Below are 24,544 nucleotides of genomic sequence, written 5' to 3'. Positions count from 1 at the left end.
CTGCTGTAAGGAGGAAAGATGGTGGGCACGGCGCAAGTGCGCCTTTGCACCCCACGATAGCACGGCGCCTATCCCGGCGATGGGCCGTAATTGGTGAAATCGATCTTGAACATGCCGGGATCGAGCTTCTTGGTCGCGTCGAGATTGTAGACCGCGATCGTGGTGTCGTAGCCCTGCGGGTCGGTGACGGTCCACTGCTTCAACTGGCCGTCCTTGGCGCCGAACATCAGCAGCAAGCGGCTGGTGCCGACCAGCGCCTGCTTCTCCTCGATGGTGACGCTGACGAACACGTCGTCAGCGGAGACGTTGACGACGTTGGTGTCCCTCATCAGGTCGATGCGATCGGACAGCAGGAAGCGCAGCGGCGTCTGCGACAGCGGATAGACGTCCTGGGTCGCGAGCTTGCGGTCGCGCACCACCAGCGACGATCCGTCGGCGACGATGTCGATCGGGCTCGGCGCGTCATATTCGAAGCGCACCTTGCCGGGCTTCTGGATGTAGAAGTCGCCCTGCGTCTTGCTGCCGTCGGGACCGACCTGGACGAAATTTCCAACCAGCGTCGACAGCGAGGACAGATAGGCGCTGACCTTGGCCGCCTGCGCCTTCTGGTTGGCATCGAAGGTCTGGAAGATGCTGCTCGGCACGTTGCGGCGCGGATCCGGAATGACCGGGTTCGGCGGCGTCTGCGTTGCGCCAGTGACGGCGGGCCCGCCGGCTGAACCGCCATCGCGGCCCTTCGGCGCTGGCTTCGGCACGGGCACGGTCTGCGCGAACGACGCCGCAGTCACCATCGCGGCGGTGACGAGAAGCACGCCGGTCATACGCGCGCTTCGCGCAGCGATGGTGGCAGCGAATCGAATGTCCGGATGTCTGATCAACGCGTCGTCCTGTGTGGCTGGGCGCCTTTTTAGCGTGATTTCGCAAATGCAGATATCGATTTTGCGTGAAATTATGTTCAGAGGCGGCTCTGCCTCACATATGGCTGTCTTCTTCCTCGACCAGAATCTCGCGCTTTCCGGCGTGGTTGGCGGGTCCGACGATGCCTTCCAGTTCCATGCGCTCCATCAGCGAAGCGGCGCGGTTATAGCCGATCTGGAGCCGGCGCTGGATGTAGCTGGTCGAGGCCTTGCGGTCGCGTTTGACGATGGCCACGGCCTGTTGGAAGAGATCGCCGCCGCCATCCGCGCCCATGCCGCTGGCGTCGAACACGGCGCCACCGTCCTCGTCCTCGGTCGGCTCTTCGGCCGTGACGGCCTCGAGGTATTCGGGCTGGCCCTGCGTCTTGAGGTGACGCACCACCTTCTCGACTTCTTCGTCCGACGCGAAAGGTCCGTGCACGCGGCTGATGCGGCCGCCGCCCGCCATGTAGAGCATGTCGCCCTGCCCGAGCAGCTGCTCGGCGCCCATCTCGCCCAAAATGGTGCGGCTGTCGATCTTGGACGTCACCTGGAAGGCGATGCGGGTCGGGAAGTTCGCCTTGATGGTGCCGGTGATGACGTCGACCGACGGGCGTTGTGTCGCGAGGATCACATGCAGGCCGGCGGCGCGCGCCATCTGCGCGAGGCGCTGCACCGCGCCTTCGATGTCCTTGCCGGCAACCATCATCAGGTCGGCCATTTCGTCGACGATGATGACGATGTAGGGCAGCGGGTCGAGCGAGAGCTTCTCTTCCTCGTAGATCGCCTTGCCGGTTTCCTTGTCGAAGCCGGTATGCACCGTGCGCGTCGGTTCCTCGCCCTTGGCTTTCAATTCGAGCAGGCGCGTATTGTAGCCGTCGATGTTGCGCACACCGAGCTTGGCCATGTTCTTGTAGCGCTCTTCCATCTCGCGCACGGCCCATTTCAGCGCGACCACCGCCTTCTTCGGGTCGGTCACGACGGGGGTGAGCAGATGGGGAATGCCGTCATAGACGGAGAGTTCGAGCATCTTCGGATCGACCATGATCAGGCGGCACTGGTCCGGGCGCAGCCGGTAGACCAGGCTGAGGATCATGGTGTTGATGGCGACCGACTTGCCGGAGCCGGTGGTGCCGGCGATCAGCATGTGCGGCGTGCGCGCGAGGTCGATGATGACGGGGTCGCCGCCGATGGTCTTGCCGAGGCAGAGCGGCAGCTTCGCAACCGTGTCGGTCGCTTCCTTTGCGATCAGCAGTTCGCGCAGATAGACCTTTTCGCGATGCGCGTTCGGCAGTTCGATACCGATGGCGTTGCGGCCCGGCACGACCGCCACGCGCGCCGACAGCGCGCTCATCGAGCGGGCGATATCGTCGGCGAGCCCGATCACGCGCGACGATTTGATGCCGGGCGCCGGCTCCAGCTCGTACAGCGTGACCACGGGACCCGGATTGGCCTTCACGATCTCGCCGCGCACGCCGAAATCCTGCAGCACGCCTTCGAGCGAGCGCGAATTGGCTTCCAGCTCGGCCTTGCTGAGCGGCTGGCGATCGCCCGCCTTGGGCGCGGCCAGAACGGACACGGACGGAAGCTCGAACTTGTCGGAGGATTTCTTGGAAGCGCCCTTCGGTGCAGCCTTCTTGCGCGGGGCGCGCGCGGCCGGCTCCTCCTCTTCCTCCTCCTCCTCGTCTTCCTCTTCTTCGTGCTCGTCCTCGTCAATCTCGTCTTCGGACTGCGGCGAGATCGACGGCGCGGCGCGGCCGCCGCCGAGATTCGGCTCCTGGCGACTGAACGCAACGGCTTTGGTCTTCGGTCCGCTCGAGACCAGCGAGCGGTAAGCGGTGCCGAGCAGCCAGATCAGCCGCGCCTTCGTGCTCATCAATGCGTGGAACAGCCAGCCCAACGACACCGAGCCGCGATCGCTCTCCTCGTCCTCGTCCAGCGGCTTGTCGTCGTCCTCGATCTCCGCGAGCTCGTCGTCATGCTCGCGCGCGCCGAGGCCGCAGGCGATCAGGAAGGTCGCGCCCATCGCGGCGAACAGGATCGTGCCCAGCACCATGCGATAGATCGTGCCCGCCGGTCCGAAAATCACCGCGGGCGCGCGCACCAAGGCATCGCCGACCACGCCGCCGAGGCCGGTCGGCAGCGGCCAGGCGCCGCCATGCGGCCAGCAGCTGACGAAGCCGGCCGCGATCACGGTGCAGAGAATCCAGGAACCGAGCCGCAGCGCCTCGCGGTCGAACGGGCGATGGGTCATCATGCGCCAGCCCCAGACCGCGACCGTCAGGATCAGCATGATCGCGCCGAGCCCGAGGATCTGCATCGCAAGGTCGGCGCCGATCGCGCCGGCATAGCCGAGAATGTTGCGGATCGGCCGCGAGGTCGCGTGGCTGAGGCTTGGATCCTGCACCGACCAGGTCATCAGCGCGGCCGAGGCGACGCCTGACAATGCAATCAGGCCGAGACCGGTGAGCTCGCGCATACGCCGCGCCAGCCCCTCGCGGATCGACGGCGGCAGATGGCCGACCAGTGGAATGACACGTTCGATTGCCGACATGCTCATGGGCCCCGCCTAACCCAGAGTCTCGACCAGGCGGTGCAGCGCCTGCGCCGTGGTCTCGCCATCCTGCACCAGCGCAAGGCGAATGAAACCTGCGCCCGGATTGAAGCCGTCGGGCTGGAGCCGCGCCAGATAGCTGCCGGGCACCACGCGTACGCCTGCTTCCTTGAAGAGCTTGAGCGTGATCGACACGTCGTCGCCGAGCGCGGACGTGTTGAGCCAGACGCAGAAGCCGGCGTCAGGCCGGCGATAGCCGTAACGATCGCCGATGATCTGGTCGGCGAGATCGAACTTGATCCGGTAGAGCCTGCGGTTCTCCTCGACATGCGCCTCGTCGCCGTAAGCAACGGTCGCGACATGCTGGAGCGGCACCGGCACCTGCGGCGCCGCGATGTTGCGCAGCTCGAGGAACATGCCGATGAATCGCTTGTCGCCGGCGGCGAAACCGACGCGCAAACCCGGCAGGTTGGAGCGCTTCGACAGCGACTGGAACGCAACCACGCGGGTGAAATCAGGGCCGGCGCATTCGAGCGCGCTGCCCGGGGCCTCGCGGGTGTAGATCTCGGAATAGCACTCGTCGCTGAGGATCACGAAGCCGTAGCGGTCGGCGAGCTGCTTCAACCGCCTGAAATAGTCAGGCTTGGCGACCGAGCCCTGCGGATTGGCGGGCGAGGCCAGATAGAACGCCACCGTGCGCGCCAGCGTCGCTTCGTCGATGGCATCGAGATCGGGCAGAAAGCCGTTTTCGACGGTGGTCGGCAGGTAGACCGGCTCGCAGGCCGCGGCGCGGGCGCCGGCGCCATAGACCGGATAGAACGGGTTCGGCATCAGGATTGCGGGCTTGCCGGGGCGCGGGCCGACATAGCGCGCGGCCGCGATCGCGGCGAGGAACAGCCCCTCGCGGCTGCCATTGAGGACGAGAATCTCGCTTTCGGGATCGAGCGGCCGCGGCAGCTTGAAGCGCGACGACAGCCAGGCGCCCGCTGCCGTGCGGAACGGGTCGGTGCCCTTGTTCGCGGGGTAACGGCCGAAATCGGCGATGTGCTTGGCCAGCACCGGGCCGACGAAGTCAGGCACGGGATGCTGGGGTTCGCCGACTGCAAGCGTAATCAAGGGCTTACCCGGCTGATGGGGGGCCAGCAGCTCGTTCAGCCGGACGAAGGGCGAGCGTTCGCTATCGGAGCTTCCACTGTCCTGCGGCGCACGGGATGAAGCGGTTATAGCCATTCTGGACGCCAGCACTCTTGGAACAGCCGGTCGCACCAAGGCGCCGGCGGGAAGCGGTTCACTTCACCATAGATAGGGCGAGGTTAAGACGCGATTAACCATCGGCTTTCCGCGCCATCAAGAGTCATTTCCGTGACCCGGATTCGAGGTTTGGCCCGTCCAGAGGGGGAATAATGAGGTCGGATCCAACGGATACGGGGTGGGCCCTGGTCCCGGCCATGACGGCCTTCCTGGCACGCCCAAGAACGTGGATGCCCGGGACGAGCCCGGGCATGAGGAGTCTCTCGGGATGGGCGCGCTCAGTGCCCCGGCAGCTTCTCGAACGTCGCCAGCCCTGCGGGGATCGCGTGGAACTCCTGCTTGTCGCAGGTGTAGATCGCCATCTGCGGATGGAACTGCTTTGGCTCGTCCAGCGTGCCGACCTTCAGGATCGCCGCGGGCAGGCCCGGAACCTTGGTCACCAGATGGGTGCCGCATTCGGCGCAGAATTCGCGCGTGACCGCGCGTTCGAGGTCCTTGCGCGTGAACTGCTTGGGCTGCCCGGTGATGTAGCTGAAGCCGGCCACCGGCATCGCGATGAAGGTGTTGGGCGCGCCGCCCGAGATGTACTGGCACTCGCGGCAATGACACTGGGCCTGCATCATCGGATCGCCTTCGGCCACGTAGCGCACTTCGCCGCAATAACATCCGCCTTCCAAACGCATGACGACCTCCCGGTTTGTTTTTCGTTGTGGTCGATATTTCTGCGCCGGCAATCTGAAATGGCAATCCCTTTCTTTGTCGCGCAGGGCAAAGAAGGCCAAAAGAAAGGGGCTTCAGCTTGCGCTGAAGCCCCTCAACGGTCGGGACATTGCCGGGTATGTGCCCCAAACCGTAGTCGTGGACACGGCCCCCGAGGAGGCCGCGCCCGGGAGGAGAGTTACATGTTGTAGGCGCGCTCGGTGTGCTCGGTGATGTCGAGGCCTTCACGCTCGGTCTCGACATTGGCGCGGAGGCCAACGATCACATCGACGACCTTGTAGAGGATCGCCGAACCGATGCCCGACCACACCAGCGTGGTGCAGACGCCCCAGAGCTGGGAGGTCATCTGCGCCGCGAAGTCGTAATCGGCAACCTTCGGCGGGATCGCGGTGTAGTCGATGATGCCCGCACCACCCAGCGCCGGATTGACGAGGATGCCGGTGCCGAGGGCGCCGACGATGCCGCCGATGCAGTGCACGCCGAACACATCGAGGCTGTCATCGTAGCCGAGCGCATTCTTCACCACGGTGCAGAAGAACAGGCAGACCACGCCGACCACGAGACCGAGGACGATCGCACCCATCACGCCGGCGAAGCCGGCGGCAGGCGTGACGGCCACGAGGCCCGCGACAGCGCCGGAGATGACGCCGAGCACCGACGGGTGACCCTTCACGATCCACTCCGCGAACATCCACGACAGCGCGGCGGCTGCGGTGGCGACGAAGGAGTTGGTCATGGCGAGGGCTGCGCCGCCGTTGGCTTCGAGGTTGGAGCCGGCGTTGAAGCCGAACCAGCCGACCCAGAGCAGCGAGGCGCCGATCATCGACATGGTCAGCGAGTGCGGAGCCATCAGCTCCTTGCCGTAGCCGACGCGCTTGCCGATCAGCAGAGCGCCGACGAGACCTGCGATGCCGGCGTTGATGTGCACCACGGTGCCGCCAGCGAAGTCGATCGCGCCCTTCTTGAAGATCCAGCCGGCGTCGGCGTTGATCTCGTCGAGCTTGGCCTGCGCCGCGGTCTTCGCAGCTGCGTCACCCGCAGCAGCCAGAGCCTTGGCAGCGTCCTGGATCGCGTCCGGGCCGGGCCAGTACCAGACCATGTGCGCGATCGGGAAGTAGATCAGCGTGACCCAGAGCGGGATGAAGAGAGCGATGGCCGCGAACTTCATGCGCTCGGCGAAGGCGCCGACGATGAGGGCGGGCGTGATCGCCGCGAAGGTCATCTGGAAGCACATATAGATGAGCTCCGAGATGTTGGCGTCGACCGAGAAGGTCGCGGCCTTCGAGTCGGTGGTGACGCCCATCATGAAGGCCTTGGAGAAGCCGCCGATGAAGTCGGAGCCGCCAGTGAAGGCGAGGCTGTAGCCGTACACGGCCCAGATCACGGTGACGACGCAGACGGTGTAGAACACCTGCATCAGCACCGAGAGCATGTTCTTGGAACGGACGAGGCCGCCGTAGAACAGCGCGAGGCCGGGGATGGTCATCAACAGCACGAGCACTGTCGATGTCAGCATCCAGGCGTTGTCTCCCTTGTTGACCGTTGGCTCGGCGTAGGCTGCGGTCGCAGCGAACATGCCGACTGCGAGAGCCGCTAATCCCGCGCCATAGGGACGCTTAAACGTCATTTTATTCACTCCTGATTGGTAAAGGTTGTGCGCGAAATCAAAGGGCCGCGGCATCGGCCTCGCCGGTGCGGATGCGAACCGCATGGTCGAGGTTGATGACGAAGATCTTGCCGTCGCCGATCTGCCCGGTTTTCGCGGCGGACGTGATGGCGTCGATGGTCTTGTCGACCTGGTCGGAGGCGACAGCGACCTCGATCTTGATCTTGGGCAGGAAGCTCACGGCATATTCAGCGCCGCGGTAGATTTCCGTATGGCCTTTCTGGCGGCCATATCCCTTGACTTCCGTCACCGTGAGACCGTGAACGCCGATGGCGGTCAGGGCGTCACGGACTTCTTCCAGCTTGAATGGCTTGATAATCGCCATAACAATTTTCATGGGTCCTATCCCCGCTTGGGCCCGGTCCGGACATGGCCGGGCGTTTCTCGACTGGTTCGCCACGAGGGAGAAATTCACTACGCGGGCACAGCCAGCACCCCTAGAATCAAATGCCGTGCCAGATCGGGCGCGTTGCCTAACGGATTATGAAAACGGGTGTTTTCGCGTTTGACGCGTATCGCGGTGCAGTGCGCTATTACGTCGCGCTCAAAACGTGGTCACGCCTGCTCAAAAAGAATGCACGACAAGCCGCCGACACAATGTTGCTCATGTGTCGGGCAGCTAAAAGGTATTTTGGTACAGGAAACGCTCACCGAAAGGTTTCGCCGTGCCGCGAAATACCAAGCTCTTCGAGTTCGTGCTCACGGGATACGCGGAACGGCCTGAGCAGGATGAACAGGCGAAGTCAGCCGGATACCCATCCGGCTGACGGCCGCGTCGGACCCTCAGGCGGCCTCGCGCTCCGCAAAGACCCGGTCGATCAATCCCCATTCGACCCCCTGCTGCGCGGTCATGAAGTGGTCGCGGTCCAGGGTCCGTTCCACCTCCGGCTCGGTGCGCCCGCAATGCTGGGCGTAGAGCCGGGTGATGCGCCGCTTGGTCTCCTGCATTTCGTTGGCATGGATCAGGATGTCGGACGCCTGGCCCTGGAAGCCGCCGAGCGGCTGATGCACGTGAAGGCTCGCATTGGGCAGCGCGGCGCGGTGACCAGGCTCGCCGGCCATCAGCAGGAACGAGCCCATCGAGCGTGCGGTGCCCATGCACAGCGTATGAACCGGCGCCTTGATGAACTGCATGGTGTCGTACATGGCGAGACCAGAGGTAACCACGCCGCCATAGGAGTTGATGTAGAGATTGATCGGCCTGTTCGGATTCTCCGCCTCCAGGAACAACAATTGCGCGCAGACCAGTCCGGACATCGCATCATTGACCTCGCCGTTGAGGAAGATGATGCGTTCGCGCAGGAGCCGCGAATAGATGTCGAAGGATCGCTCGCCGCGGGCGGATTGTTCGACGACCATAGGGACGAGCTGAAGCATGTCGCGCATTGGCGACCTCCACGTTTGCAGGTGATGAAGTCTGTTTGGTGTTAGGCCGCCAGCATTAGGCAGCAATTGGTATTGGCCGGCTGCGGCAGCTTTGTTCGCTCTTCGCAGGCTTGCTGGATGATGCGGAAGCGGGTGCCGCCGTCCTCGTTCGGCTCGATCCGGAAGATGACGTGGCTCTCGCGAAACGGCGGCTCTGAATCGCGAAGCCGGTAGCGCACCTCTTCGCCGGCGATCGTTGATTCAGGCTCGGCGCCTGCAAGGTCGCAATCCGGCAACCAGCGCTCGCGCAAGGCCGGAATGGTCACGGCGCGCCAGACCTTTGCCGGGGGCGCATCGAGTTCATATTCAAGTACCAGGGCTTCGTCGGGACGATCAGGCTTCGCGGCGTCGCTCATTGATCCCAGTCCTTATTGATCCATGTCCTTGAGGAGATCGGCGAGTGCTTCCATGCGCTTCGGCCAGTAGGCACGGTAGCGCGCGAGCCATGTGCCGATGGCCACGATTCCGTCCGGGTCGACTTCGTAGTTCACGAAGCGGCCCTGCCGCTGTTCGCGCACGAGGCCTGCCGCGCGCAGCACCGAAAGATGCTGCGACATCGCCGGCTGGCTGATCTCCAAACCGTCGCGCAAGGCGCTGGCATTCAGGCTTCCGCCGGCGAGCTTCTCAAAGACCTTTCGGCGCGTCGGGTCGGCCAGTGCCTTGAAGATGTCGGCTTCGATCATGCCAACACATAAGCATTTACTTATGTGTTGCGCAAGCCCCTATTACTGAAGCGCTTCGCCGTGCTGCGAGATATCGAGCCCCTCGAGCTCGTGCTCACGGGATACACGCAAGGGCACGAACAGCGCGACCAGCTTGAGCAGGACGAAACTCACGCCGGCTGCCCAGACGAAGGTGACGGCGACGCCGTAGAGCTGGATCAGCAATTGCTGCGGATGCCCCTCGATCAGGCCGGCGGTGCCGCCGATCGCGCTGGTCGCGAACACGCCGGCCAGCAGCGTGCCGGTCAGGCCGCCGATGCCGTGGACGCCGAACACGTCGAGGGAATCGTCATAGTTGAAGCGGTGCTTCAGCCAGGTGCAGGCCCAGTAGCAGACCGCGCCGGCGACGATGCCGATGACGATGCCATGCCATGGCGCAACGAAGCCCGAGGCCGGCGTGATCGTGCCGAGCCCGGCGACCGCGCCGGAGATCATGCCGAGCACCGACGGCTTGCGCCGGGTCGACCATTCGATCGCGCCCCAGGTCAGCGCGCCGGAGCAGGCCGCGAGATGCGTCGCGATGATCGCCAGCACCGCGCGCGAATTGGCCGCGCCCGCCGAGCCGCCGTTGAAGCCGAACCAGCCGACCCACAACAGGCCGGTGCCCATCACCGCGAGCGACAGATCGAACGGCGAGAGATTTTCGGTGCCGTAGCCGTGGCGGCGGCCCATCACCTTGGCGGCGACGAGGCCGGCGGTGCCGGCCGACAGATGCACGACGAGGCCGCCGGCGAAATCCAGCACGCCCATGCTGGCGAGGAAGCCGCCGCCCCACACCCAATGCGCCAGCGGAATGTAGACGAAGATGAACCAGGCGACCGAGAACACCAGATAGGCGGAGAATCGCATCCTGTCGGCGACCGAGCCCGCGACCAGCGCCACCGTGATGATGGCAAAGGTCATCTGGTACAGCATGAACAGCGCTTCCGGGATCGTCTTCGCCGCCGGGTTGACGCTGTCCATCGTCATGCCCGCGAGGAACCAGCGATCGAGCGTTCCGATCCACGGCCCGTCGCCGACGAAGCAGAGCGAATAGCCGAACGCCACCCAGAGGATCGAGATCATCGTCACCGCGGCGAGGCTCTGCGCCATGGTGGCGAGCACGTTCTTCTTGCGCACCATGCCGGAATAGAACAGCGCCAAGCCGGGGATCGTCATCATCAGCACCAGCGCGGTGGCGACGATCATCCAGGCGGTGTCGGCGGTGTTGATCTCGGAGCCCGCGGCGGATGCGGGCGCCGCAACGAACGTCACAAATCCCAGCGGCGCAGCCATAACAGCTGCGCGGCGCAACAATCCCGCCATGTCATTCCCCCCGGCATCAATTGGCGTCGCACGCTGTGGCGTCGTTGCCCGGTGCGATCGAAGAAGTTTTCTTAAAGCGCGTCGCTGTCGGTTTCGCCGGTGCGGATGCGCAGCGCGTGGTCGATCGGCGTGACGAAGATCTTGCCGTCGCCGATCTGTCCGGTGCGCGCCGTCGCGGTGATCACGGCGACTGCCTTGTCGGCGACGTCGGAGGCGACCGCGATCTCGATCCGCAGCTTCGGCAGGAAGTTCACGACATATTCCGCGCCACGATAGATCTCGGTATGACCCTTCTGGCGGCCGTAGCCTTTCACCTCGGTCACGGTCATGCCGTGGACGCCGATCGCGGTCAGCGCCTGGCGGACTTCATCGAGCTTGAAGGGTTTGATGATCGCGACGACGAGTTTCATGGTCAGGCCTGTTCCCCGGGGATGCGCCACGCCGTATGTCCCCGGCGCAGCGTCAATCTGGCATCTTTCCGGGCAAATGGCATAAAAAACTTGCAGACTGAAGCGGAAAAACGTTTGGCCATGTGAACGGCCGCCTCTGTACAGGGCATCCGTTCATCCTCCACAATGCGTTTTTGGCATGGATGCGGTGAACCGAAGCGGTGAACCTAAGCTTCCTGGCCGGTACAAAAGTATGTTTGAGGGGGGCGCTTCATGGCGAGTTGGTTCTACGCATCCGAGGGCAAGCAACAGGGGCCCTATCCGGAAGGGCAATTCCGCGACCTGGTCGCGCAGGGAGTTGTGCGCCCGGACACGCTGGTGTGGTCCGAGGGCATGGCCGGCTGGCAGAAGGCCGCCGAAATCCCAGGCCTGATCGGCGGCGGCGGTGCGCCCCCGATGATGCCGGCTGGTGGTCCGCCGATGATGGGCTCCGGTGGTTACGCTGGCGCCGGCTACGCTGGTGGCGGCGGCAGCGGCGGAGCGCTGTCGGTCGATTTCGGCATCCTCGAGTTCACCTGGCGCAGCATCGTGATGCTGATCGGCATGTGCTTCATCATTCCGGTGCCGTGGGTGTTCGTCTGGTACACGAAATGGATCGTGTCCTGCGTGAAGGTGCCCGGCCGGCCCAATCTCAGCTTCACCGGCAATGCGATGACGCTGGTGCCCTGGTTCTTCGGCTTCATCGTCCTGGCAATCGCGATCGGCGTCATCGGCAGTGCGCTGCTCAGCAATCTGCTGTTGATCGCGCAGATCGCGCTCTACTGGCTGCTGATCAAATGGATGGTCGCGAACCTCGCCTCCAACGGGCAGCCGCTGGGCTTGAGCTTCTCCGGCTCGGTCTGGGCCTATATCGGCTGGAACCTGCTGTTCGCGATCTCGATCATCACGATCATCGGCTGGGCCTGGGTCGCCGCGGCTCAGATGCGCTGGTTCTGCCGCAGCATCGAAGGCACGCGCCGCGAGATCGTGTTCAAGGGCAGCGGTCTCGGCATTCTCTGGCGCGGCATCGTCGCCGCGATCCTGTCCAGCTTCATCATCCCGATCCCGTGGGTGTATCGCTGGATCATGAACTGGTTCGCATCGCAGACCGAGCTCGCTCCGCGCGGGTCGCTCGGAGCTTGATCGCAAATCCCAGGCGCGAAGAACTCGCGCCTGGGCTCTAGGACTTGCGCTCGCGCACAGAACCTTCCTGCGCGACGGAGGCCACCAGCGTACCGTCCGGCCTGAAGATCGAGCCGCGGGTGAAGCCGCGGCCGCCTCGTGCGTTCGGCGAATCCTGCGCGTAAAGCAGCCATTCGTCGGCGCGGAACGGGCGGTGAAACCACATCGCGTGGTCGAGGCTCGCCGGCATCATGCGCTTGTCGAACAGCGTGCGGCCGTAGCGCGCCATGATCGCGTCGAGCAGCGAAAAGTCCGAGGCATAGGCGAGCGCGCACATGTGCAGCGCCGGATCGTCGGGCAACTTCGCCGCGGTCCTGATCCAGACGTGAATGCGGCCGTCGTCGATCTTCTCGCCGAAATAACGGCTGAGCTCGACCGGGCGCAGCTCGATCGGACGATCGGACTCGTAGTAGCGGCGGATGAACTCCGGCATCTCCTTGAACATCGGCTGCTTCGCCACCTCCTCCGCCGTGAGCTTTTCCGGCGGCGGCACGTCGGGCATCTTGTCCTGATGATCGAACGCGCTCTCCTCGTCGGTGTGGAACGACACCATGATCGAGAAGATCGCGTTGCCGTGCTGGATCGCAGTGACGCGGCGGGTCGAATAGCTCTTGCCGTCGCGCAGGCGCTCGACCTGGTAGATGATCGGGATCTGCGGATCGCCCGGCAGGATGAAATAGCAATGCAGCGAATGCGGCAGCCGGCCCTCGACCGTGCGGCAGGCCGCAACCATCGCCTGCCCGATCACTTGGCCGCCGAACACCCGCTGCCAGCTCGTCTTCGGGCTGTTGCCGCGGAACAGATTCACCTCGAGCTGTTCGAGGTCGAGAATCGAGATCAGGTCGATCAGGCTTTTGGACATGATGGTGCTTTCGCATCGCCCCGGAATGGCACAATTGGGCAGTTCCGCCCTTGTTTCACCGCACTGTTTCGCCCACCTCAAGTCTGCTAGCAAGACCAAGAAAAAGCCGAAGTGTGAGCCAGGAATTTGGTATGCCGGTACAGGGTAGCATTGTCATTGGTGGCGGCGCGTTTGCCGGCCTCGCGCTGGCCCTGGCGTTGCGCCAGGGGCTCGGGCCCGAGATTCCCGTCATCGTCGCCGACCCCGCGCTCGCGACCCGTCCGAGCCGCGACCCGCGCGCGACCGCGATCGTGGCCGCCTGCCGCCGCCTGTTCGAGGCCATCGGCGCCTGGGACGCCGTCAGGGGCGAGGCGCAGCCGATCCTCGACATGGTCGTCACCGATTCAAAGCTGGAAGACGCCACCCGTCCGGTTTTTCTGAACTTTGCCGGCGATGTCGCGCCCGGCGAGCCGTTTGCGCACATGGTCGAGAACCGCCGCCTGATCGACGCGCTGGTGGTGCGGGCCGAGGCCGAGGGCGTCGATCTCCGCGCCACGACGGTCGCGTCCTATGACGCGCGCCCGGAAGGCGTCGACGTGACGCTCGGCGACGGCAGCGTGATTGCGGCAAGCCTGCTGGTCGCCGCCGACGGCGCGCGGTCGAAACTGCGCGAGCGAGCCGGCATCGTCACCCATGGCTGGGAGTACGATCAATCCGGCATCGTCGTCACCGTCGGCCATGAGCGCGATCACGATGGCCGCGCCGAAGAGCATTTCCTGCCGGCGGGTCCCTTCGCCATCCTGCCGCTCTCAGGAAAACGATCATCGCTGGTGTGGACCGAGCGCCGCAGCGAGGCCGCGCGCATCATCGCGTTGAGCGACGAGGAGTTCCACGGCGAGCTCGAGCGCCGGTTCGGCCTGCATCTCGGCGAGATCAAGGCGCTCGACAAGCCGCGCGCGTTCCCGCTGTCCTATTTCGTGGCGCGCTCCTTCATCGCCGAGCGGCTCGCGCTGGTCGGCGATTCCGCGCATGTCATCCACCCGATCGCGGGCCAGGGCCTCAACATGGGGCTGAAGGATGTCGCAGCACTTGCCGAGGTCGTGGTCGATGCCGCGCGGCTCGGCATGGATCTCGGCGGCGCCGACGTGCTCGAACGCTACCAGCGCTGGCGCCGCTTCGACACCATGGCGATGGGCGTTGCCACCAACTCGCTGAACTTCCTGTTCTCCAACCAGTCGACGCTGCTGCGCACGGTGCGCGACATCGGCCTCGGCCTCGTCGACCGCGCCCCGCCACTGAAGAACCTCTTCATCCGCCAGGCCGCCGGTTTGACCGGTGAGATCCCGCGGTTGCTGAAGGGCGAGGCGTTGTAGGAAAAGGCTCGGATCTTCGTAGCCCGGATTGCGCGAAGCGTAATCCGGGGCCGCTGCATCGTCAGCGCAGGAATCCCCGGATTGCGCTGCGCTCCATCCGGGCTACGCGCTCTCAATCGATCTTGCGCGCCTCTTCCGGCAGCATGATCGGGATGCCGTCGCGGATCGGGTAGGCGAGCTTGGCGCTGCGCGAGATCAGCTCCTGCTTCGCGGAGTCGAACTCCAGCGGACCCTTGGTCAGCGGGCAGACCAGGATTTCCAGCAATTTGGGATCGACGCTGGTTTCGGGGCGTTCGGTGGGCGCGTTCATTGGGGTCTCCGGCAGTCCGGAGCCTCTAGCACAGAAAATTGCGCTCGCCCATCGTCGCCGTTCAGGCGGACACCATCGTCAGGATCTCGTCCAGCAGTCCCTGGAGCCGTGCCGCCGGCACCGGCGCGCCCGACAAGGCAAAACCGAGAAACGTCCAGTACAGGACCTGCGCGCGGGCCTGCGCCGTTGCCGGCGCGAGCCCCCGCGTCGCAAGCAGCGTCTCGATATAGTCGATCCTGCGGCGGTCGATTGCGCGCACCGCGCCCTGCGCGGCCGCATCGAACGCCGCCCAGTTGCGCACGGCGCGCTCCAGGTCGAGCCGCGCGCCGAAGGATCGCCGCAGCAGCGCCTTGAGCGGCTCGTCACTGGTGGCCTCGACGTCCGCGATGATCTGCTCGGCCGCGATCTCGCGCCAGCGCTTCAGGATGGCTGCGTGGAACGCGCCGAGATCGGCGAAATGCCAGTAGAAGCTGCCGCGCGAAACGCCCATGGCTTTCGCCAGCGGATCGGCCCTCAAGGCCGTGAAGCCGTTTTTGGCGAGCGCCTTCAGCCCCTCCTTGATCCAGTCGTCGGCGGTAAGCTGTTCGGTCATGGCGGGGTCCCGGAATTTGACCATACACTAGTGTATTGACAGGTCGCGGGCTAGCGCCTATCTCACCATACACAGATGTATGGAAGATCCGGGAAGGTGTGGCGATGCGTGACCTTTTGCTCCAGTGCGCCGGCGGGTTGACCATCATTGTGGCCCTCATCCATGGCATTCTCGGCGAGACCAAGGTCTTTGCCCGCGCCCGCATCGAGCCGGAACGGCTCCGCACCCTGATTCGCCTGGTCTGGCAAGCCTCGACCGTCGCCTGGATCGGCGGCGGCGTGCTCCTGATCGCGGCACCCTGGATGGAATCGGAGCCGGCGCGCCGCTGGATCGTCGTCACCATGGCCTGTGTGTTCGGTTTCTCGGCTGTCGCCAACGCATGGGCGACGCGCGGCCGGCACTTCGGCTGGATGATGCTCAGCGTGGTCGTCGCGATGGCGGTGGCCGGTTACTGAGCCTCGAGACGACAAGCCACGCAGTCAAGCGGAGCGGCGTCATGGAAAATCGGGTTCGACTGACCATCGAGAACGGCGTGGCTCATCTCCGGCTGAACCGTCCGGACAAGATGAATGCGCTCGACTCCGCGATGTTCGATGCGATCATCGCAGCAGGCGCGCAGCTTGACACGCGCAAGGACCTCCGCGCCGTCGTTCTCTCCGGCGAAGGGCGTGCGTTCTGTGCAGGCCTCGACCTCGACCGCCTTCTCGCCACTGCGAACGGCGATCCGCTGCTCCCGTCCATTGACCTGACGCGCCGGACACACGGTATCGCGAACTACGCCCAGCATCTCGTCTGGCTCTGGCGTGAGCTGCCGGTGCCGGTGATCGCAGCGGTGCACGGCGTTGCCTTCGGTGGCGGCTTCCAGCTCGCGCTGGGGGCTGATCTCCGCTATCTCGCGCCCGGAACAAGGCTAGGAGTCATCGAGGCCAAATGGGGCCTCGTGCCCGACATGTGCGGCACCCAGCTGATGCGCCACCTCGCGCGCGACGATGTCGTGCGCGAGCTGACCTATTCCGGCCGCGTCTTTTCAGCGGAAGAAGCGCTTGCCTATGGCTTTGCGACGCGGCTCACCGAGGATCCTGTGTCGACTGCGCTCGCCACGGCGCAGGAGATCGCGAGTCGCAGCCCCGATGCCGTCCGCGCGGCCAAGCGCCTGTTGAACCTGTCGGCGACCTCCAATGCGGCGACCGGTCTCGCCGCGGAAACCGCCGAACAGGCGGCACTGCTCGGCGCGCCCAATCACATCGAGGCCGTCAGAAGCAACCTTGAGAACCGCGCACCGCGATGGAGCCAGGCATGAGTGAGACCCATGGATTCGACCCGCAAACGCTCCACGCGGTCAACGCCTCCGCGGCGTTCAACCGCTCCGTGGGCTTCGAAGTCGCTGCGGCCGGCAGAGGCGAGGTGACCATCCGCATGAGCTGGCGCGACGACCTCACCCAATATTCCGGACATCTGCACGCCGGTCTGATTGCGGCCCTGCTCGACACCGCCTGTGGCTTCGCCGCTGCGACGCTCGTGGGTCCGGTCACTGCGTCGCATTTCTCGATGAATTGCCTGAGACCGGCGATCGGCACTTATTTCGTCGCGAAGGGAACGACGCTCCGCGCCGGGCACAGGCAGGTGTTTGCCCGCGCCGAGCTTTTCGCGGCCGATCAGCGAGATGATCTGGCTCTCGTCGCGACCGGTGAAACTGTGCTCGTTCCCACAGGTGAGCCGCGCAAGGCTGACGGGAGCTGAGCCATGGCGCTGACATTGGTCACCGGAGGCACAGGTCATCTCGGCCGGGATATCGTCGATCGTGTCGTTGGTGCCGGGCATCGCGTCCGAGTGCTTGCGCGCGCACCGGGTACGCGATCGGACGTCGAATGGGCGGCAGGTGATCTCGCCACAGGCGTCGGGTTGCGGACCGCGCTGCATGATGTCGACACTGTTATCCATGCGGCGACCTGGTCGCCGATCGCACGGCGCGGCGGCATCCGTCCGATCGACTTCTTCAGATCGCCTTCGGCGGTCGATGTCGAGGGTACCGAGCGGCTGCTGGCATTCGGTGCGGAAGCCGGGGTGCGGCACTTCCTCCACGTCTCGATCGTCGGTCTCGACGAAGCGACCCTGCCCTATTCGCGGGTCAAGCTCGCCGGCGAACGGCTGGTGCGTGCATCCAGCCTGTCTTGGTCCGTCGTCCGCGCGATGCCGTTCTATTATCTGCTCGACAGGCTGCTTTCGGGCCTCGCCTGGCTTCCGGTGTGGCCGGTGCCGACGACGCGATTCAATCCGGTCGACACGTCCGATGTGGCCGACCACGTCGTCACCTGCGCGTTCGACGGACAGCGCGGCGTGCGCGCGGAGATCGGCGGGCCAGAAACGCTCGATCTGGTCCTCTTCGCCCGCCAGTATCAGGATGCGAGACGACTGCATCGAAAGATCCTGCCGATCGATCTTTCGGAGACAGGGGCGCGCGGCATGGGCTTCGTCGTCAGTCAGGGCGTGCGCGGACGCCTCACCTGGGCGGACTGGCTGCGGCGTAACTCTCCTGAGACGCGAAGTGCGGCCTAACCCTCCAAGCCGTGAGGCGTAAGGCCGCAGCGACTGTCCAAATCCATGCTGCGCACGGAGCACGCTGATCTTTTTAGATCGTTAGAATAACTCTAAACCCCGTCATGCTCGAACCGGATTGACTTCAGCCTCTCCTTTGCTTCCTTCGGTCCCGCTTCGCGCCATGCGCGCACACGACAGAGGAGGAGACGTTCGTGAAGGTCATTCGTGTTGTTGCAATTGCACTGACGGTCGGCTTGGGAATGAGCTCGGCGGCCATGGCCGACGGCTTCAAAGATTGCACCAAGCTCGACAAGGCGTCGTGGAAGCCGGCCAGCGAAGCCGAAGCCAAGGCCAAGGCGCTGGGTTACGAGGTGCGGCGCTCCAAGATCGAAGGCTCGTGCTATGAGGTCTATGGCGTCAAGGAAGGCAAGCTCTACGAGCTGTTCTACAGCCCGGAAGATCTCAGCCTGAAGAAGACGGTTGCCAAGTAAGGTCTCAAGTAAGGCTCAAGGATAGTCACGGCTTGATCGACGAAGCGGTGCCAGAAGCGCGCGGGGTGTCCGACAGGGCCCCCGCGGATCGAACTGCATCGCGGACCGTCGCTGTCTGGGACCTTCCGTTGCGCCTGTGGCACTGGGCTCTCGCGGCCAGCATTTTGGCCGCGTGGTTCACGCCCACCGTCTACGACACCCTTCACCGCATCGTCGGCTATACGGTGCTCGGGCTTCTCGCCTTCCGTCTGGTGTGGGGTCTTTGGGGAAGCCGCTATTCGCGCTTCCGCATGGTCGGCGTCAGGCTGCGGGCCGCGCCAAGCTATCTCTGGAATCTGCGCCGCGGCATCACCGGCCGCTATATCGGGCTCAATCCGGCCGGCACGTCGATGCTGGTGGCGCTGCTGCTGTCGATCGCCGTCTCGGCCATCACGGGTGCGCTGTCGGTGACCGTGACCTTCTTCGGCATCTGGTGGATCGAGGACACCCATGCCTACGCGTCGGACGCCGTCATCGTGCTGGTCGTGGTGCACGTGCTGGGCGTGGTGCTGATGGGGCTTCTTCAGCGCGAGAACCTGATCCGCGCGATGTTCACCGGCCGCAAGCGCATCCGGCATCACAACTGAGATCACTGCAGCGGCGGATCGCCGCTGGTGCGCTTCTTGGCGAGATCCATCTCGGTCACCGCGATCAGGATTTCGGCGCGGGTCTTCAAATCCGGCGCCTCAAGCATGGCCTGCTTTTCCGCGGGGCCATAGGGCGACATCATCGCCAGCGCGTTGACGAGCGCCTCGTTGGGCGCGCTCTCGACGCCTTCCCAGTCGACCTTGAGATTATTGGCCTTCAAGAAATCCGCCAGCACGGTCAGCAGCGCCTCGCGATCGACCTCCTCCTCGCCCATGCGCGCGGTGAAATCGTCGACGAAGGTGAAGAAGTCCACCTTGCACTGGCGGTAGGCGGTCAGCACTTCGAGCTCCTCGACCACCTTGAAGCGCGAGACGCCGGTGAGCTCGAGGAGGTAGCGGCCGTCGCCGGATTCGGCGAGCTGGGTGATGCGGCCGACGCAGCCGACGCGGAACAGCGCCGGCCTGTCGGAATTCTTCGGCGAGTGGGCGACGTCGGGCTGGATCATGCCGATCAGGCGATGGCCGTCGCGCAAGGAATCGTCGACCATCGAAAGGTAACGCGGCTCGAAGATGTTGAGCGGCATCTGGCCGCGCGGCAGCAAAAGCGCGCCCGGCAGCGGAAATACCGGAATGATCTCCGGCAGGTCGGCGGGGCCGCGATATTCGATATTGATCGGCATCTGGACCCCGCTAGACGCGCTGGAGCATGATTCGGAAAAGTGTGAAGCGGTTTTCCGACAAGATCATGCTCCAACAATAATCCTTACGAAAACAGGATCGTCGACAAGCGCTTTCGTCCCTCGACGGTAGCATCATCCGTGCCACCCCAGGCCTCGAAGAATTGCACGAGCTGCTTGCGGGCGCCGTCGTCGTTCCACTTGCGGTCGCGCTTGATGATCGCCAGCAACTGCTCGGTCGCCGCCGCCCGGTTGCCTTGCGCATTCAGCGCAGTCGCAAGGTCGAAGCGAGCCTGATGATCGAGCGGGTTTGCGGCGACTTTCTGTTCGAGCTCGGCCACCGGCCCCAATTGCTCCGCCTGCTCGGCGAGATCGATCGCGGTCTGCACGGCCTTCACGGCGGGGTCGTTGCGCTTGGATTCCGGCACCATCGCCAGCGTCTGCTTGGCCTGCTCCATCGCGCCGGAGACGGCGTAGCATTTCGCGAGTCCGGCAAGGGCCGCGATGTTGGTCGAATCGTGCTGCAGCACCTCGGCATAGATCTGCGCCGCGGCGGCGGCGTCTCCCTCGGCGAGCACCGCCTCGGCCTCTTGCAGGATCTCGGCGATATTGGGCTCGCCCGGCGCCGTCACGCCCTTGGTCACCTTTTCGATGAAGGCGTTGACCTGGCTCTCCGGCACTGCGCCCATGAAGCCGTCGGCCGGCTGGCCGTTGACGAAGGCGATCACGGCCGGGATCGACTGGATGCCCATCTGGCCCGGGATCGCCGGATGCTGGTCGATGTTCATCTTGACCAGCTTGACCTTGCCCTTGGCCGCCTTGACCGCCTTTTCCAGCACGGGCGTGAGCTGCTTGCAGGGGCCGCACCACTCCGCCCAGAAGTCGATCAGCACCGGCTGGCGCTTCGATTCCTCGATGACGTCCTTCACGAAGGTCTGGGTGGTGGTGTCCTTGATCAGATCGGCCGCAGCCGGGCCCGCCGCTCCGTTACCCTGGTCGATGATCGTCACGGGATCCCCTCGTCTGATGGCTGGAATGGCGGGTCTTTAGCACGTCGCCGATTCATATGCTTCGTTGTCGGCTCCTAGATTGGGCCGAATGGGCCGAATTTCAATCCATCAGGGTCGATTCGCTGGTTCCGGAGCGTTTTCGGGCGATTTGGCCGCATTCGGGGTCCATATGGGTCCTTCAATTGCGAATCTATGCTGCCGGTAGCTGTTGCATTCGCCGTCCGCTTTTGGCATACGACAGCCGTTGCCGGCGCGTCACGCGACCGACACAGGATGCGGGTGTAGCTCAGTGGTAGAGCACGACCTTGCCAAGGTCGGGGTCGAGGGTTCGAGCCCCTTCGCCCGCTCCAATTTTTCCCAAAGCATCCAGCCAAACCGGGTCGGGCCGTGGTTTTCCACGCCGCTGGCGGCTGTATTGGGTCTCAAATGACAATACTGGTCACGGGCAGCGCAGGCCACCTCGGGGAGGCTATCCTCCGCATGTTTCGCGGTTCCGCCGTGCGTGGGATCGATCTCAAGCCATCGCCCTTCACCGATGCCGTCGGCTCGATCGTCGATCCCGACTTCGTGCGGCGGCAGATGGAGGGCGTCAGCGCCGTCATTCACACCGCGACGCTGCACAAACCGCATGTGGCGACCCACGGCAAGCAGGATTTCGTCGACACCAATGTCACCGGCACGCTCAATCTGCTCGAGGCCGCGGCGGCGGCCGGCGTGAGCAGCTTCGTCTTCACCAGCACCACCAGCGCATTCGGCTCGCAGCTTCGACCCGAGGCCGGACAGGCCGCGGTGTGGGTCACCGAGGACCTGGCGCCGGTGCCGAAGAACATCTACGGCACGACGAAGCTGATGGCGGAGACTCTGTGCGAGCTGTTCTTTCGCGAGCGCGGCCTGCCCGTCGTGATCTTGAGGACCTCGCGCTTCTTCCCTGAGGACGATGACGATCCGGCGATGCGATCGGCCTACCCGCTGGACAATGCGCAGGCCAACGAGCTGCTCTATAGACGGCTGGATATAGCGGACGCGGTGAGCGCCCATCTGCTCGCCGTCGAGCGCGCGCCGAAGATCGGCTTTGCCCGTTACATCATCTCCGCCACCAGCCCGTTCGAGCCCCGTCATCTCGCGGCGCTCGCGCGCGACGCGGCCGGTGTCGTGCGCGAGCTCTACCCGGATTGCGCGCAGCTCTATGCGGCGCGCGGATGGCGGCTATTCCCCGAGATCGACCGCGTCTATGTCAACGACCGCGCGCGGCGCGAGCTGGGCTGGCGGCCCGAATTCGACTTCGCGCACGTCCTGAACAGCCTGCGCGAGGGCACGGATTTTCGCAGCACGCTGGCGCGCGCGATCGGGTCGAAAGGCTATCACGACACCGTATTCGACGACGGACCCTATCCCGTCGCCTCGTAATCGCCGTCTTTGCCGTTTTGCTCGACGCATCAAATGTCTGCCCGGCTTCACCGGCAGCAGACCGGGCAGAGCCGTTCTACTGTGCATGGGGTTGTTTTCGCAATTTTTGTGCGACCGCCCCGCCTGCTGCCTGCAAATCAGTCACGCGCCATTTTGATTCCGCGTTGCAGCGTGACCGTGATCGTCGCCGTGCAAATCTTCGTGGCATTCAGTCTCAATTTCTATTGAGTCTGACTGCAGTGCTTCCGACGCGCTTCTCACCGTCCGCAGATGTGCTAACCTTTTGCGTCTGTCGTCCTGACAGAGTCCGAACTTCGCCTCTCGACTAGCAAAACAAAATAACGTGCAGCCCTGACGGCTGCCTTAGGGGAGTGACGCGATGAAATTCCATCGATCCGTCTTTCAATCCGTCCTGGCGCTTGCAGCGGTTGCCCTTCTCGCGGGGACAAGCGCAGTCAGCGCGCAACAGCAGGACAAGAACCGCCAGCTGAAGAAGTACGAATCCGGCACCAAGGAGTTCTGGACCCATCCGCCGGATGACTGGTTCCTCGGCGACGAGACCGAGGCGCAGAAGGGCCTCGCGCCGCCGTCGGGCCCGCCGACCGGCGCGTCGGAGGCCGAGCTCGCCGCGATGATGAAGAAGATCAAGCTGCCGGCCGGCTTCAAGATCGAAGTCTATGCGCCCGGCGTTCTCGCCGCGCGGCAGATGGCCTGGGGTGACAAGGGCACGCTGTTCGTCGGCTCGTTCGGCCTCGGCAACGTCTATGCCATCAAGGACAACAACGGAAAGAAAGAGGTCAAGACCATCCTGAAGGGGCTGAACATGCCCACCGGTCTCGCCTTTAGGGATGGCGCGCTTTACGTCATCGCGGTCGACAAGCTGATCCGTTACGATAACGCGGAAGCCAATCTCGACAAGCTCGGCGACGGCAAGGTCGTCTATGACGACATGCCCTCCTATGCCGCGCATGGCTGGAAGTACATCGCGGTCGACAAGGAAGGCTGGTTCTACCTGCCGTTCGGCCCGCCCTTCAACGTCGGCGTGCCCCCGACCAGCGTCTCGCAGATCCGCCGCGTCGATCCCAAGACCGGCAACGCCGAAATCTATGCGCTCGGCGTTCGCAACTCGGTCGGCGGCGACGTCGATCCGCGCACCGGCAAGTTCTGGTTCACCGAGAACGCGCGCGACTGGATCAGCGACGATCTGCCCAGCGACAAGCTGAACATGATCAACAAGATCGGCGAGCATTTCGGCTATCCCTATTGCCATCAGGGCGACCTGCCCGATCCGAAGTTCGCGATGGGTCACAAATGCTCCGAGTTCACGCCGCCCGTGCTGAACCTCGGCGCGCATGTCGCTCCGCTCGGCATGAAGTTCTATACCGGCGACCAATTCCCCGCCGAGTACAAGAACAACATCCTGATCGCCGAGCACGGCTCCTGGAATCGCCACAAGTACCAGGGCGGCAATATCACGCGCGTGATCGTCGGCCCCGACGGCAAGAACGCCAAGAAGGAGGTGTTCGCCTCCGGCTGGATCGAGGGCGACCAGGGCTATCTCGGCCGTCCCAACGACATCATCCTCGCCAAGGATGGCTCGATCCTCGTCGCCGACGACTGGGCCGGCGCGATCTATCGCATCAGCTACAGCAAGAAGTAGCGTACGACGACAAGAGGCTGCGACCGGATGACGGCCGCAGCCTCTTTTGTTTGTGACAGGCTTGCAGCGGAACGCGTTCGTCGTGCCCGGACTTGATCCGGGCATCCATCAAACGAGAAACCTCCTTGCAAACGGGATGGATTGCCGGGCCTACGCCAAGCAGGCGGGGCAAGCCCGGCAATGACAGTCGGAGAAATCAGCCATGCGAGTCGTTCGGTTTGGAATTCTGTCTGTGACGCTATCGCTCGCAGCACTTGCAATCGTCCGCGCTCAGGCCGCCGATAACGCCGCGATCCAGGAGAAGGCCGCCGTCTGCTCCGGCTGTCACGGCGAAAACGGCATCTCGCAGACGGAGAACATCCCCTCGCTGGCCGGCCAGCCCGATCAATTCATCCAGTGGCAGCTCGTGTTCTTCCGCGCCGGCTCGCGCAAGAACGACCAGATGCAGCCGATCGCCGAGGAGATCACCAACGAGGACATCCGCAATTTCGGTGCCTATTTTGCGCAGATGACGCCACCGAAGGCCGCGGAAGACGGGGATCCGGATCTGTCGAAAAAAGGCGCGCAAGTTGCCGTCGGCCGCCGCTGCGCCTCGTGCCATACGGATAGCTTCGCCGGCACCAAGGCCGTCGCGCGGCTCGCGGGCCAGCGCGAGGAATATCTGGTCAAGTCGTTGCACGACTACAAGAGCAGCCAGCGCGTCGGCGGCGGTGGCGCTGCGATGGCCGATGTCGCCTATCACATGAGCGATGAGGAAATCACTGCCGTCTCGCACTATCTCGCGTATTTCAAATAGCGGAAGGTGCAATCACTAAAATCCGCTGTCGTCCCGGACAAGCGAAGCGCAGATCCGGGACGACAGCGGAGCTT

27 protein-coding genes and 1 tRNA gene are annotated in these 24,544 nt (G+C 64.3%); 12 read left to right on the top strand and 16 right to left on the bottom strand.

Features of this window, described 5'->3' with window-relative positions; translation table 11 throughout:
- Positions 1–68: 68 nt before the first annotated feature.
- The 11 genes from BJ6T_RS02840 to BJ6T_RS02790 all read right to left on the bottom strand — a co-directional run bounded on the left by BJ6T_RS02840 (position 69) and on the right by BJ6T_RS02790 (position 10,949).
- The gene (locus BJ6T_RS02840; protein ID WP_028169698.1) at positions 69–821 is read right to left on the bottom strand and encodes an outer membrane lipoprotein carrier protein LolA; all 753 of its coding nucleotides are present in this window, start codon (positions 819–821) and stop codon (positions 69–71) included.
- Positions 822–972: 151 nt separating this feature from the next.
- Positions 973–3,456, bottom strand: a complete 2,484-nt coding sequence (locus BJ6T_RS02835; RefSeq protein WP_014490776.1) for a DNA translocase FtsK — start codon at positions 3,454–3,456, stop codon at positions 973–975.
- Between the two features lie 9 nt (positions 3,457–3,465).
- Positions 3,466–4,680 carry an aminotransferase class I/II-fold pyridoxal phosphate-dependent enzyme gene (locus BJ6T_RS02830; protein ID WP_014490775.1) on the bottom strand — a complete coding sequence of 405 codons (1,215 nt, stop codon included), beginning with the start codon at positions 4,678–4,680 and terminating at the stop codon, positions 3,466–3,468.
- 299 nt (positions 4,681–4,979) lie between these two features.
- Entirely contained in the window at positions 4,980–5,384 is a 405-nt protein-coding gene (locus BJ6T_RS02825; protein WP_014490774.1) for a GFA family protein, read from the bottom strand.
- Positions 5,385–5,599: 215 nt separating this feature from the next.
- A complete protein-coding gene (locus BJ6T_RS02820) occupies positions 5,600–7,048 on the bottom strand; it encodes an ammonium transporter (RefSeq protein ID WP_014490773.1) in 1,449 nt (482 codons plus the stop codon).
- A gap of 37 nt (positions 7,049–7,085) precedes the next feature.
- Positions 7,086–7,424 (bottom strand): P-II family nitrogen regulator, encoded by a 339-nt coding sequence (locus BJ6T_RS02815; RefSeq protein WP_008142813.1) that lies wholly within the window; start codon positions 7,422–7,424, stop codon positions 7,086–7,088.
- A 446-nt stretch (positions 7,425–7,870) separates the two neighbouring features.
- Positions 7,871–8,473 (bottom strand): ATP-dependent Clp protease proteolytic subunit, encoded by a 603-nt coding sequence (locus BJ6T_RS02810; RefSeq protein ID WP_014490772.1) that lies wholly within the window; start codon positions 8,471–8,473, stop codon positions 7,871–7,873.
- Between the two features lie 41 nt (positions 8,474–8,514).
- Complete coding sequence (locus tag BJ6T_RS02805; RefSeq protein WP_014490771.1) at positions 8,515–8,868, bottom strand: SRPBCC family protein; 354 nt, start codon at positions 8,866–8,868, stop codon at positions 8,515–8,517.
- A 12-nt stretch (positions 8,869–8,880) separates the two neighbouring features.
- Complete coding sequence (locus BJ6T_RS02800) at positions 8,881–9,195, bottom strand: ArsR/SmtB family transcription factor (protein ID WP_014490770.1); 315 nt, start codon at positions 9,193–9,195, stop codon at positions 8,881–8,883.
- Positions 9,196–9,237: 42 nt separating this feature from the next.
- On the bottom strand, positions 9,238–10,539 hold the full coding sequence (locus tag BJ6T_RS02795) for an ammonium transporter (protein ID WP_028169697.1): 1,302 nt from the start codon (positions 10,537–10,539) through the stop codon (positions 9,238–9,240).
- Between the two features lie 71 nt (positions 10,540–10,610).
- Positions 10,611–10,949 carry a P-II family nitrogen regulator gene (locus tag BJ6T_RS02790; protein ID WP_008142802.1) on the bottom strand — a complete coding sequence of 113 codons (339 nt, stop codon included), beginning with the start codon at positions 10,947–10,949 and terminating at the stop codon, positions 10,611–10,613.
- A 252-nt stretch (positions 10,950–11,201) separates the two neighbouring features.
- Between BJ6T_RS02790 and BJ6T_RS02785 the strand changes: the two genes are divergently transcribed.
- On the top strand, positions 11,202–12,110 hold the full coding sequence (locus BJ6T_RS02785; protein ID WP_014490768.1) for a DUF4339 domain-containing protein: 909 nt from the start codon (positions 11,202–11,204) through the stop codon (positions 12,108–12,110).
- 37 nt (positions 12,111–12,147) lie between these two features.
- On the opposite strand, the gene tesB is transcribed toward BJ6T_RS02785, so the two are convergent.
- Positions 12,148–13,011: an acyl-CoA thioesterase II gene (gene tesB / locus BJ6T_RS02780; protein WP_014490767.1), complete on the bottom strand. Its 864-nt coding sequence runs from the start codon at positions 13,009–13,011 to the stop codon at positions 12,148–12,150.
- A 131-nt stretch (positions 13,012–13,142) separates the two neighbouring features.
- Between tesB and BJ6T_RS02775 the strand changes: the two genes are divergently transcribed.
- Complete coding sequence (locus BJ6T_RS02775) at positions 13,143–14,363, top strand: ubiquinone biosynthesis hydroxylase (RefSeq protein WP_014490766.1); 1,221 nt, start codon at positions 13,143–13,145, stop codon at positions 14,361–14,363.
- Between the two features lie 112 nt (positions 14,364–14,475).
- Here the strand turns inward: BJ6T_RS02775 and BJ6T_RS02770 are convergent, their stop codons facing one another.
- Both BJ6T_RS02770 and BJ6T_RS02765 read right to left on the bottom strand, forming a co-directional pair.
- Positions 14,476–14,673 carry a Trm112 family protein gene (locus tag BJ6T_RS02770; RefSeq protein ID WP_011083431.1) on the bottom strand — a complete coding sequence of 66 codons (198 nt, stop codon included), beginning with the start codon at positions 14,671–14,673 and terminating at the stop codon, positions 14,476–14,478.
- Between the two features lie 61 nt (positions 14,674–14,734).
- On the bottom strand, positions 14,735–15,265 hold the full coding sequence (locus tag BJ6T_RS02765; RefSeq protein WP_028169696.1) for a TetR/AcrR family transcriptional regulator: 531 nt from the start codon (positions 15,263–15,265) through the stop codon (positions 14,735–14,737).
- Between the two features lie 104 nt (positions 15,266–15,369).
- On the opposite strand from BJ6T_RS02765, the gene BJ6T_RS02760 reads away from it, so the two are divergent.
- The 6 genes from BJ6T_RS02760 (at position 15,370) to BJ6T_RS02735 (ending at position 18,920) form a co-directional block, all read left to right on the top strand.
- On the top strand, positions 15,370–15,720 hold the full coding sequence (locus BJ6T_RS02760; RefSeq protein WP_014490764.1) for a hypothetical protein: 351 nt from the start codon (positions 15,370–15,372) through the stop codon (positions 15,718–15,720).
- A gap of 41 nt (positions 15,721–15,761) precedes the next feature.
- A complete protein-coding gene (locus BJ6T_RS02755) occupies positions 15,762–16,565 on the top strand; it encodes a crotonase/enoyl-CoA hydratase family protein (protein ID WP_014490763.1) in 804 nt (267 codons plus the stop codon).
- Entirely contained in the window at positions 16,562–17,005 is a 444-nt protein-coding gene (locus BJ6T_RS02750; protein ID WP_014490762.1) for a PaaI family thioesterase, read from the top strand. Before BJ6T_RS02755 ends, BJ6T_RS02750 begins: the two co-directional genes overlap by 4 nt.
- A 3-nt stretch (positions 17,006–17,008) precedes the next feature.
- Entirely contained in the window at positions 17,009–17,821 is an 813-nt protein-coding gene (locus BJ6T_RS02745) for an SDR family oxidoreductase (RefSeq protein ID WP_014490761.1), read from the top strand.
- 194 nt (positions 17,822–18,015) lie between these two features.
- Positions 18,016–18,294, top strand: coding sequence for a PepSY domain-containing protein (locus tag BJ6T_RS02740; RefSeq protein ID WP_014490760.1), 279 nt, complete (start codon positions 18,016–18,018; stop codon positions 18,292–18,294).
- 32 nt (positions 18,295–18,326) lie between these two features.
- Positions 18,327–18,920 carry a cytochrome b/b6 domain-containing protein gene (locus BJ6T_RS02735; protein ID WP_014490759.1) on the top strand — a complete coding sequence of 198 codons (594 nt, stop codon included), beginning with the start codon at positions 18,327–18,329 and terminating at the stop codon, positions 18,918–18,920.
- 2 nt (positions 18,921–18,922) lie between these two features.
- Here BJ6T_RS02735 and BJ6T_RS02730 read toward each other — a convergent pair whose 3' ends face one another.
- Entirely contained in the window at positions 18,923–19,600 is a 678-nt protein-coding gene (locus BJ6T_RS02730; protein WP_014490758.1) for an LON peptidase substrate-binding domain-containing protein, read from the bottom strand.
- Between the two features lie 83 nt (positions 19,601–19,683).
- Positions 19,684–20,607: a thioredoxin gene (gene trxA, locus BJ6T_RS02725; protein ID WP_014490757.1), complete on the bottom strand. Its 924-nt coding sequence runs from the start codon at positions 20,605–20,607 to the stop codon at positions 19,684–19,686.
- A 275-nt stretch (positions 20,608–20,882) separates the two neighbouring features.
- Between trxA and BJ6T_RS02720 the strand changes: the two genes are divergently transcribed.
- The 4 genes from BJ6T_RS02720 to BJ6T_RS02705 all read left to right on the top strand — a co-directional run bounded on the left by BJ6T_RS02720 (position 20,883) and on the right by BJ6T_RS02705 (position 24,470).
- A tRNA-Gly gene (locus tag BJ6T_RS02720) sits at positions 20,883–20,957 on the top strand.
- A gap of 76 nt (positions 20,958–21,033) precedes the next feature.
- Complete coding sequence (locus tag BJ6T_RS02715; RefSeq protein WP_028169695.1) at positions 21,034–22,014, top strand: NAD-dependent epimerase/dehydratase family protein; 981 nt, start codon at positions 21,034–21,036, stop codon at positions 22,012–22,014.
- 379 nt (positions 22,015–22,393) lie between these two features.
- Positions 22,394–23,674, top strand: a complete 1,281-nt coding sequence (locus BJ6T_RS02710) for a PQQ-dependent sugar dehydrogenase (RefSeq protein ID WP_014490755.1) — start codon at positions 22,394–22,396, stop codon at positions 23,672–23,674.
- A gap of 202 nt (positions 23,675–23,876) precedes the next feature.
- A complete protein-coding gene (locus BJ6T_RS02705) occupies positions 23,877–24,470 on the top strand; it encodes a c-type cytochrome (protein WP_014490754.1) in 594 nt (197 codons plus the stop codon).
- Positions 24,471–24,544 lie beyond the last annotated feature (74 nt).

This window comes from Bradyrhizobium japonicum USDA 6, assembly GCF_000284375.1.
GTDB classification, from domain to species: Bacteria; Pseudomonadota; Alphaproteobacteria; order Rhizobiales; family Xanthobacteraceae; genus Bradyrhizobium; species Bradyrhizobium japonicum.
This window is presented reverse-complemented; position numbering and strand designations above follow the sequence as displayed.

Bases quoted from the DNA above. Each gene is read 5' to 3' on its own strand.
- BJ6T_RS02730 (WP_014490758.1), bottom strand. From the start codon at position 19,600: ATGCCGATCAATATCGAATATCGCGGCCCCGCCGACCTGCCGGAGATC.
- BJ6T_RS02810 (WP_014490772.1), bottom strand. From the start codon at position 8,473: ATGCGCGACATGCTTCAGCTCGTCCCTATGGTCGTCGAACAATCCGCC.
- BJ6T_RS02750 (WP_014490762.1), top strand. From the start codon at position 16,562: ATGAGTGAGACCCATGGATTCGACCCGCAAACGCTCCACGCGGTCAAC.
- BJ6T_RS02795 (WP_028169697.1), bottom strand. From the start codon at position 10,539: ATGGCGGGATTGTTGCGCCGCGCAGCTGTTATGGCTGCGCCGCTGGGA.
- BJ6T_RS02835 (WP_014490776.1), bottom strand. From the start codon at position 3,456: ATGAGCATGTCGGCAATCGAACGTGTCATTCCACTGGTCGGCCATCTG.
- BJ6T_RS02825 (WP_014490774.1), bottom strand. From the start codon at position 5,384: ATGCGTTTGGAAGGCGGATGTTATTGCGGCGAAGTGCGCTACGTGGCC.
- BJ6T_RS02705 (WP_014490754.1), top strand. From the start codon at position 23,877: ATGCGAGTCGTTCGGTTTGGAATTCTGTCTGTGACGCTATCGCTCGCA.
- BJ6T_RS02785 (WP_014490768.1), top strand. From the start codon at position 11,202: ATGGCGAGTTGGTTCTACGCATCCGAGGGCAAGCAACAGGGGCCCTAT.
- BJ6T_RS02760 (WP_014490764.1), top strand. From the start codon at position 15,370: ATGCGTGACCTTTTGCTCCAGTGCGCCGGCGGGTTGACCATCATTGTG.
- BJ6T_RS02840 (WP_028169698.1), bottom strand. From the start codon at position 821: ATGACCGGCGTGCTTCTCGTCACCGCCGCGATGGTGACTGCGGCGTCG.
- BJ6T_RS02770 (WP_011083431.1), bottom strand. From the start codon at position 14,673: ATGAACGCGCCCACCGAACGCCCCGAAACCAGCGTCGATCCCAAATTG.
- BJ6T_RS02830 (WP_014490775.1), bottom strand. From the start codon at position 4,680: ATGGCTATAACCGCTTCATCCCGTGCGCCGCAGGACAGTGGAAGCTCC.
- tesB (WP_014490767.1), bottom strand. From the start codon at position 13,011: ATGTCCAAAAGCCTGATCGACCTGATCTCGATTCTCGACCTCGAACAG.
- BJ6T_RS02775 (WP_014490766.1), top strand. From the start codon at position 13,143: ATGCCGGTACAGGGTAGCATTGTCATTGGTGGCGGCGCGTTTGCCGGC.
- BJ6T_RS02710 (WP_014490755.1), top strand. From the start codon at position 22,394: ATGAAATTCCATCGATCCGTCTTTCAATCCGTCCTGGCGCTTGCAGCG.
- BJ6T_RS02745 (WP_014490761.1), top strand. From the start codon at position 17,009: ATGGCGCTGACATTGGTCACCGGAGGCACAGGTCATCTCGGCCGGGAT.
- BJ6T_RS02815 (WP_008142813.1), bottom strand. From the start codon at position 7,424: ATGAAAATTGTTATGGCGATTATCAAGCCATTCAAGCTGGAAGAAGTC.
- BJ6T_RS02790 (WP_008142802.1), bottom strand. From the start codon at position 10,949: ATGAAACTCGTCGTCGCGATCATCAAACCCTTCAAGCTCGATGAAGTC.
- BJ6T_RS02755 (WP_014490763.1), top strand. From the start codon at position 15,762: ATGGAAAATCGGGTTCGACTGACCATCGAGAACGGCGTGGCTCATCTC.
- BJ6T_RS02800 (WP_014490770.1), bottom strand. From the start codon at position 9,195: ATGATCGAAGCCGACATCTTCAAGGCACTGGCCGACCCGACGCGCCGA.
- BJ6T_RS02765 (WP_028169696.1), bottom strand. From the start codon at position 15,265: ATGACCGAACAGCTTACCGCCGACGACTGGATCAAGGAGGGGCTGAAG.
- BJ6T_RS02820 (WP_014490773.1), bottom strand. From the start codon at position 7,048: ATGACGTTTAAGCGTCCCTATGGCGCGGGATTAGCGGCTCTCGCAGTC.
- BJ6T_RS02715 (WP_028169695.1), top strand. From the start codon at position 21,034: ATGACAATACTGGTCACGGGCAGCGCAGGCCACCTCGGGGAGGCTATC.
- BJ6T_RS02805 (WP_014490771.1), bottom strand. From the start codon at position 8,868: ATGAGCGACGCCGCGAAGCCTGATCGTCCCGACGAAGCCCTGGTACTT.